The following is a 6,634-nucleotide window of genomic DNA, read 5'->3' as shown; positions in this document are numbered from 1 at the left end:
CAGGGCCAGAAGGGCCCGCAGGCGGAGAACATCGTCCCGGCCTAATTGCCGGACGCGTACCTCGCTGACCGGGGCCCGCACCGTGAAGGTGCGGGCCCCGGTTTGTGCTGTCCGAGCGACCACCCGTCGCAACAACCCGTTCTGTGCGCACATCCTGGGGGCGCACCCGGACGGCCGGGCCGGCACATCGCAGCAACCCACTCGGCAGTTGCCCAGGAATCCCCCCCAGGAGGGCAATTCCGTATGACCAGCTCCGAACGCTCCGAACGCCAGGACCGCACCCCCCGCTCCCGACCGGCCCGCGGCCGGGGCCGCGGTCAGGGCGCAGGCGCCCAGGCCCCCTCGAACGGCCGGGGCGGCGCGCCCCGCTCCCGTAACCAGGGCGGCTCCAAGCCCCCGGCCCGCCGCAAGCCCGCCGTCGCGCAGCCCGCCGAGTTCGCTCTGCCGGAGACCGTGACCCCCGCGCTGCCGTCCGTCGAGGCCTTCGCCGACCTGGACATGCCCGCCGCGCTGCTGAAGACCCTCGCCGCGCAGGGCGTCACCGAGCCGTTCCCGATCCAGGGCGCGACCCTGCCGAACTCGCTGGCCGGCCGCGACATCCTCGGCCGCGGGCGCACCGGCTCCGGCAAGACCCTCGCCTTCGGCCTGGCGCTGCTGGCCCGCACCGCGGGCCGCCGCAGCGAGCCGCGCGCCCCGCTCGCCATGGTCCTCGTGCCCACGCGTGAGCTGGCCCAGCAGGTCACCGACGCGCTGACCCCGTACGCGACCGCCGTGAACCTGCGGATGGCCACCGTCGTCGGCGGCATGTCGATCACCAAGCAGTCCGCCACCCTGCGGCGCGGCGCCGAAGTCCTCGTCGCCACCCCGGGCCGGCTCAAGGACCTCATCGAGCGCGGCGACTGCCGGCTGGACGAGGTCGCCATCACCGTCCTGGACGAGGCCGACCAGATGGCCGACATGGGCTTCATGCCGCAGGTCGTCGCCCTGCTCAAGCAGGTCGAGGCGGACGGGCAGCGGATGCTGTTCTCCGCGACCCTCGACAAGAACATCGACCGGCTCGTGAAGATGTTCCTCACCGACCCGGTCGTGCACTCCGTGGACCCGTCCGCCGGTGCGGTCACCACGATGGAGCACCACGTGCTCCACGTCCTGGACGAGACCGACAAGAAGGCCGTCGCCACGAAGATCGCGGCCCGGGACGGTCGCGTGATCATGTTCGTCGACACCAAGCGCGCCGCCGACCGCTTCGCCAAGCGGCTGCTGGCCAGCGGTGTACGGGCGGCAGCCCTGCACGGCGGGCGTTCGCAGCCGCAGCGCAACCGGACGCTGGACCAGTTCAAGAACGGGCAGGTCACCGCGCTCGTCGCGACGAACGTCGCGGCCCGCGGCATCCACGTCGACGACCTCGACCTGGTCGTCAACGTGGACCCGCCGACCGACCACAAGGACTACCTCCACCGGGGTGGCCGTACGGCCCGTGCCGGGGAGTCCGGCAGCGTCGTCACGCTGGTGCTGCCCGAGGAGAAGCGGGAGATGACCCGCCTGATGCAGGACGCGGGCATCGCGCCGCGCACCACGCGGGTCACCTCCAGCGACGCGGAGCTGGGCCGGATCACGGGGGCCCGTGAGCCGTCCGGCGTCGCGATCGTCATCGAGGTGCCGCAGCCGACCCCGCCGAAGCAACGGGCCCGGTCGGGCGGCTCGGCGGGCTCCGGCTCCGGCGGGGGCGCGGTGCGCTCCGGGAGCCGGGGGCGGGGCCGGCGGGGCGCCGGCGCGGCCGGTGGCGGTGGCGGTGGCGGCGCCCAGGGTGCGCGTGCCGGTGGCGGTGCGGGGCGCTCCGGGGGCGCGGGCCGTTCAGGCGCACCCACCAGGGGCCGCCGGGCGGCGTAGGGCCACCCCCGGCCTCCGCCGATTGAGGACCGGGGCCACATTAAGCCGTCCGGCGATTGAGGACCGGGGTCCGGGGCAGAGCCCCGAAAGCCCCGGACCGGGGCTTTGTCCTCAATCGCCGGACGGGCTGGGGTTTGGCCGCCCGGTCCTCGGCCTCGGGCCAAAGACGTCCTCAATCGCCGGACGGGCTTGATGTGGCGCGCGTCGTCCTCAAGCCAAGGTCCGGGCTTGATGGGGCGGCCCGGCCCTCAATCGCCGGACGGGCTTGATGTGGCGGACGGGCTCGACATCGTGCCCAGGCCGGCAAGAGTCCGCTCCGCGTCCGCCATCACTCGCTCCACCGGGCCAGCCGGGCGCCGGCCGCCGGCACCGCGCCCATCGGACTGGCCAGGATCTCGCCGTCGCCCCGCCAGGCCTCCGCGCACGCGATCACGCAGTGCTCGGCGCGGGTGACGCTCCCGGTCGCGGACACGTTCATTTCTGCTCCTCGTGCCAGGTGCGGACCGCCTGCCGGTAGCCCCCGCGCTGCCGGGCCGCCCGGTAGTGCGGCTCCAGCGGGATGGAGTCGAGCGTCACGAAAGCCGTCACCAGGCGGCGGATCCGGCCCGCCGCCGCCAGCAACCCGACATCCGGGCCGCCGTAGGAGATCACCGCGAGATCGGTGACGGGCGACCGGAGCAGCGCCCTGACCAGGGCCATCGGCTTACGGCGCGACCCCCAGCCGCCGATCCCGACCGTCATCCCGCTGCTGAGCCGGTCGACGACCTCCTCGGGCGTCATCGTCTTGTCGCGCACAGGGGCGTGGGAGTGCGGGGGAGCGGTCACGGTTCAGGCCTCCTTGCCGAAGGTGTCGCGGACCCGGGCGGCGGTCTCGGCGAGGTTCGCCTCGAAGGTGAACCCCTGCTCGAAGCGGTAGCTGCGCTGGACGTCGACGGGGTCGATGCCGTTGAGCGCCGCCTTGGCCAGCCGCAGCAGATGGCCGTCCTTGGCGGCGATCTCCGCCGCCAACGCCAGTGCCGCATCGTGGAGTCCGGCGGGCGGAACCACTCGCCAGACCGAGCCGTGGGCGTGCAGTTCGGCGGCCGTGACGGTCCGCGAGGTGTAGTACAGCGTGCGCATCAGATGCTGCGGGACCAGCCGGGACAGATGGGTCGCGGCTACGGGGTCCACGTCAACGCCCTCGCCCCCGCCGCCCGGACCCGGATGACCGAGCAGACCTTCGCCGAGGCGATGGCGGCCCCGGGGGAGGGGGAGTTCGACGCCATGGCGCCCGAGAACGTCTCGCCGCTGGTCGTCTGGCTCGGCTCCGCCGCGAGCGACGGGGTGACGGGCCGCGTCTTCGAGGCCGAGGCGGGCCGCATCACCGTCATGGAGGGCTGGCGCCCCGGCCCCACCGACGACCGGGGCGCACGCAGGTCCCCGGCCGATGCGGGCGCGACGGCGCGCCGGCTGCTGGCGGACGCGGAGAAGCCGGGGCAGGTGTACGGGGCGTCGTAGGGGGGCCGTGGCCGCGGGGGCTTCGGGGAAACTTGCTTGCGCGGACGTCCGGGCACCCGGTATCCAGCACAGGAGACCCGAGGAGCGCACGATGACACGGCACGGCCCCCTGAACGAGTTCTGCTGGATGGACCTCAAGACCCGCGACCCCTCCGGCACCGCCGCCTTCTTCTCCGCGGTGCTGGGCTGGGACTTCGCCGTGGACGAGGAGGACTGGCGGCGGGCCGTCGTGTTCTCCGCAGGGGGCCACCGCATCGGCGGCCTGAGCGACCTTGCGCAGCCCGTCTACCCGCCGGGCCTGCCCGCCCATGTCGCCTACTACCTGGCGGTCGACGACGTGGACCTCCGTACGGCCGTGGCGGCGGAGAGCGGCGCACAGATCCTCGTACCGCCCTTCGACGCGGGGGACCAGGGCCGGATCGCCACCCTGATCGACCCCGTGGGCGCGGCGGTCTCCCTCTGGCGGCCGCGGGAGTTCGCGGGGTGGCCGGTTTCGCCTCCGGACGACGGCGGGGCGTTCCCTCAGCAGATGGTCCTGGTCTGCGCGGACCCCGAGCGGGCCCGGCACTTCTACACCGGGATGACCGGTGCTCCGCTCACCCGGGTCACGTTCCTGGAAGCCGCCCCCGGGACCGCGCCGCAATGGGAGCTGTCCGTGGCCGTGGGCGATCCGGACCGCGTCGCCGCCCGGGCCCGCGAGCTCGGCGGCGGGCGGGTCACCGTCACCGGAGGCACTTCACGGCTGTCGAGCCCGGAGGGTCTGACCCTCCGCCTCACCACCACGCCGGAGGTCTCCCCGGCGTTCCTGGAGACCGACCGGCTCGTCCTGCGCCCGGTCACGGCGGCCGACGCCCCCGACCTGCTCGCCCTCGACAACGACCCCGCCGTGATGCGGTACATCAACGGCGGCCGGCCCGCCGACGCCGAGGACATCCGGGACCGCACCCTGCCCCGGCTCCTCCACGACCACGCGTGCACCGGAACCCGCGGCTACTGGGCCGCGCAGCGCAAGGACACCGGAGCGTTCCTCGGCTGGTTCGAGCTCCGGCCGCTGGACGACCACGACCCCGCCGTCGTCGAACTGGGCTACCGGCTGAACCGGGCCGCCTGGGGCCGTGGTTACGCCACCGAGGGCGCGCGGGCCCTGGTCGGCAAAGGGTTCACCGACCTCGGGGTCCAGCGGGTCACCGCGAACACGATGGCGGTCAACACGGGATCCCGGCGCGTGATGGAGAAGACGGGCCTGACCTTCCTGCGGGCCTACGTCGACGACTGGCCGGAGGCCATCGAGGGCTCCGAGCACGGCGAGGTCGAGTACGAACTCACCCGGGAGGCATGGGAGGCGGCGGAGACAGAGGCGCGCGGCCGGTAGGCGACGGTCCGGCGCGGACCTGCGCCTCCAGCAGCGCCGCGATCTCCCCGTGCCCCAGGTGCTGGTCCACACCCGCCGACGGCACCCCGTCCCGGAGCAGCTCCACCGCCATCGTCTCCTCGCCGTCCCTCCGGCCGCGGAGCGTCACCGTCTCGATGTCGGAGCCGTACATCTCCACCAGCCGCCGCCGCAGCTCCTCCTCCGGATCGCGTGCGGCGATGCCCCGTGCCTCGGCCAGCGCCAGGGCGACCGCGGCCTCCTGCCCCTGCGCCCCCGCGCCGTACGCGAGCAGCGACCGTACCGTCCGGAGGGATCCGCGCTGCGCCGCCGGCACCAGCAGCGCCTCGCCCCGGGGGCCCGGCAGCAGCGGGTCCGCCCCCCGGGCGAGGAGCACTTCCACCGTCGCGGAGTGCCCCAGGCCGACCGCCCACCGCAGCGCCGTGAAGCCGAACTCCTCGCGCAGATCCGGCCGGGCCCCGGCGGACAGCAGCGCCTCCACCACCTCGGTGTGCCCGCCGCACGCCGCCCCGCACAACGGCAGGTCGCCGGCCCCGGGGCCGCTCGCCCGGTCGGGGTCGGCGCCGGCCGCGAGCAGCAGCCGCACGATCTCGGGGCGGTCCTGGACCGATGCCAGATAGAGCGCGGTCGTGCCCTCCTCGTCGCTCGCCTCGGCCCGCGCACCCGCGCGCAGCGCCCGTACGACCGCGTTCTCGTCCTCGTACAGCGCGTCGAACAGGCTTGGTTCGTCCCTGATCGGCTCGTTCGTCATGCTTCGACCCTACGGCCGGCCACGGACAACGCCCGAGCTCAGGTGTCGCACTCCAGGCGGGTACGGCACAGCCCGCACCGTGCGCTGACCCGGCCCCGGACCGGGAGCCGGATGCGCTGGTGGCAGGTGGGGCAGGGGAAGGAGACGCGCAGGCCCTCGCCGCCGGTCTCGAAGGCGTACGGAACGTCCGGGTCCGGGGCGACGCCGGGGTGGTCCTGGGCGTACCGGCGGTCCTTGGCGTAGCGGCGGCGGCCCGTCCAGCCGGCGGCGGTCAGCGGCGGTCTGCGCAGATCGTCCAGCGCCCGCTGCCGCCCCTTGGTGTACGCGGTGTACGCCTGGGGGCTGGTGAACCACGGGGAGGGGTCCTCGTCGAAGGCGAACGCCCGCTTGGCCAGGACGTACCCGAACTCCTCCGGGGTCAGATAGCCGAGCTTCTGGCGGGAGGTGGCGTCCTCCCGGAACGCGTCCAGCAGCAGCCAGCCCGCGCCGAGGTACGCCGTCGTCGTGTCGGTCAGGATCTCGTTGGCGCGGGTGCCGGGGAACTCCAGGTCGAGCCGGTGCAGCAGCACATGGGTGACCTCGTGGGCGAGCGCCGCCCCGATGTCCCTGCGGTGGGTGCGGAAGCGGTCGTTCAGCTCGATGAAGTATTCGGGGCCCGCGGTCAGTTCCACGCTCGCCGCGTGCTCCATCGCCCGGAAGCCGACGATCATCCGGGCCTCGGGCAGACGGAGGTGCTGGACCAGGGAACGCGCCACCCGCTGGGCTCCCAGGTGCAGATCGTCCTCGTCCGCGAACGCGGCGTCGGCGGGCGCGAGGCTGGTGGCGTAGGTGCGGACGCCGTCCGCGGAGAGCCGGCGGTAGAGCGCGGTGATGGCGGAGCGGACCGTGTCCAGATGCGGAAAGCCATGGACGACGGGTGCGCCCGGAGGGCTGTTCGTCACGCCGGAATCCCCCATCCGCGACGGTCGACGGATCTCCACTGTATGCCGGGCGGGGGAGAGGACCGGGGAGGGGCCGGAAAGCCACCTGATGATCTTGGCCGAAAAGTGCACCTTGTGGCAGCGGTCACCCGGCACCGATAATCGGAGTGTTCTTGTCGCGTACAT

The 6,634-nt window shown here is 73.9% G+C and carries 4 protein-coding genes and 5 pseudogenes; 4 read left to right on the top strand and 5 right to left on the bottom strand.

The genetic code is table 11. The features are described from left to right. The first annotated feature begins 243 nt into the window (after positions 1-243). A complete protein-coding gene (locus ACFWM7_RS15910) occupies positions 244-1,890 on the top strand; it encodes a DEAD/DEAH box helicase (RefSeq protein ID WP_383260654.1) in 1,647 nt (548 codons plus the stop codon). A gap of 340 nt (positions 1,891-2,230) precedes the next feature. On the opposite strand, the pseudogene ACFWM7_RS15905 reads toward ACFWM7_RS15910, so the two are convergent. The 3 pseudogenes from ACFWM7_RS15905 to ACFWM7_RS15895 all read right to left on the bottom strand — a co-directional run. Further along, positions 2,231-2,368, bottom strand: a pseudogene (locus ACFWM7_RS15905) (CoA-transferase); the annotation flags it as partial. 35 nt (positions 2,369-2,403) lie between these two features. Then, a pseudogene (locus ACFWM7_RS15900) lies at positions 2,404-2,670 on the bottom strand (CoA-transferase); the annotation flags it as partial. A gap of 48 nt (positions 2,671-2,718) precedes the next feature. Continuing rightward, a pseudogene (locus ACFWM7_RS15895) lies at positions 2,719-3,048 on the bottom strand (enoyl-CoA hydratase-related protein); the annotation flags it as partial. On the opposite strand from ACFWM7_RS15895, the pseudogene ACFWM7_RS15890 reads away from it, so the two are divergent. The 3 genes and pseudogenes from ACFWM7_RS15890 to ACFWM7_RS15880 all read left to right on the top strand — a co-directional run. After that, a pseudogene (locus ACFWM7_RS15890) lies at positions 3,034-3,387 on the top strand (short-chain dehydrogenase); the annotation flags it as partial. The pseudogenes ACFWM7_RS15895 and ACFWM7_RS15890 sit on opposite strands and share 15 nt — an antisense overlap. Next, positions 3,317-3,781, top strand: a pseudogene (locus ACFWM7_RS15885) (VOC family protein); the annotation flags it as partial. The pseudogenes ACFWM7_RS15890 and ACFWM7_RS15885, both read left to right, overlap by 71 nt. 366 nt (positions 3,782-4,147) lie before the next feature. Continuing rightward, on the top strand, positions 4,148-4,759 hold the full coding sequence (locus ACFWM7_RS15880) for a GNAT family N-acetyltransferase (RefSeq protein WP_383260656.1): 612 nt from the start codon (positions 4,148-4,150) through the stop codon (positions 4,757-4,759). Here the strand turns inward: ACFWM7_RS15880 and ACFWM7_RS15875 are convergent. Together ACFWM7_RS15875 and ACFWM7_RS15870 are read right to left on the bottom strand one after the other, a co-directional pair. Continuing rightward, on the bottom strand, positions 4,710-5,528 hold the full coding sequence (locus ACFWM7_RS15875) for an ankyrin repeat domain-containing protein (RefSeq protein ID WP_383260652.1): 819 nt from the start codon (positions 5,526-5,528) through the stop codon (positions 4,710-4,712). The two genes, ACFWM7_RS15880 and ACFWM7_RS15875, sit on opposite strands and share 50 nt — an antisense overlap. A 38-nt stretch (positions 5,529-5,566) precedes the next feature. Further along, positions 5,567-6,484 carry a hypothetical protein gene (locus tag ACFWM7_RS15870; protein ID WP_383260650.1) on the bottom strand — a complete coding sequence of 306 codons (918 nt, stop codon included), beginning with the start codon at positions 6,482-6,484 and terminating at the stop codon, positions 5,567-5,569. Positions 6,485-6,634: the final 150 nt, after the last annotated feature.

The organism is Streptomyces sp. NPDC058375 (assembly GCF_042723425.1).
Taxonomy (GTDB): Bacteria; Actinomycetota; Actinomycetes; order Streptomycetales; family Streptomycetaceae; genus Streptomyces; species Streptomyces durocortorensis.
The sequence above is the reverse complement of the archived record's forward strand: the minus strand, read 5'-3'. Positions and strand labels throughout refer to the sequence as shown.

What these genes read in the sequence shown, in the direction of transcription:
- ACFWM7_RS15870 (WP_383260650.1), bottom strand. Translation starts at nt 6,484, where the DNA reads ATGGGGGATTCCGGCGTGACGAACAGCCCTCCGGGCGCACCCGTCGTC.
- ACFWM7_RS15875 (WP_383260652.1), bottom strand. Translation starts at nt 5,528, where the DNA reads ATGACGAACGAGCCGATCAGGGACGAACCAAGCCTGTTCGACGCGCTG.
- ACFWM7_RS15910 (WP_383260654.1), top strand. Translation starts at nt 244, where the DNA reads ATGACCAGCTCCGAACGCTCCGAACGCCAGGACCGCACCCCCCGCTCC.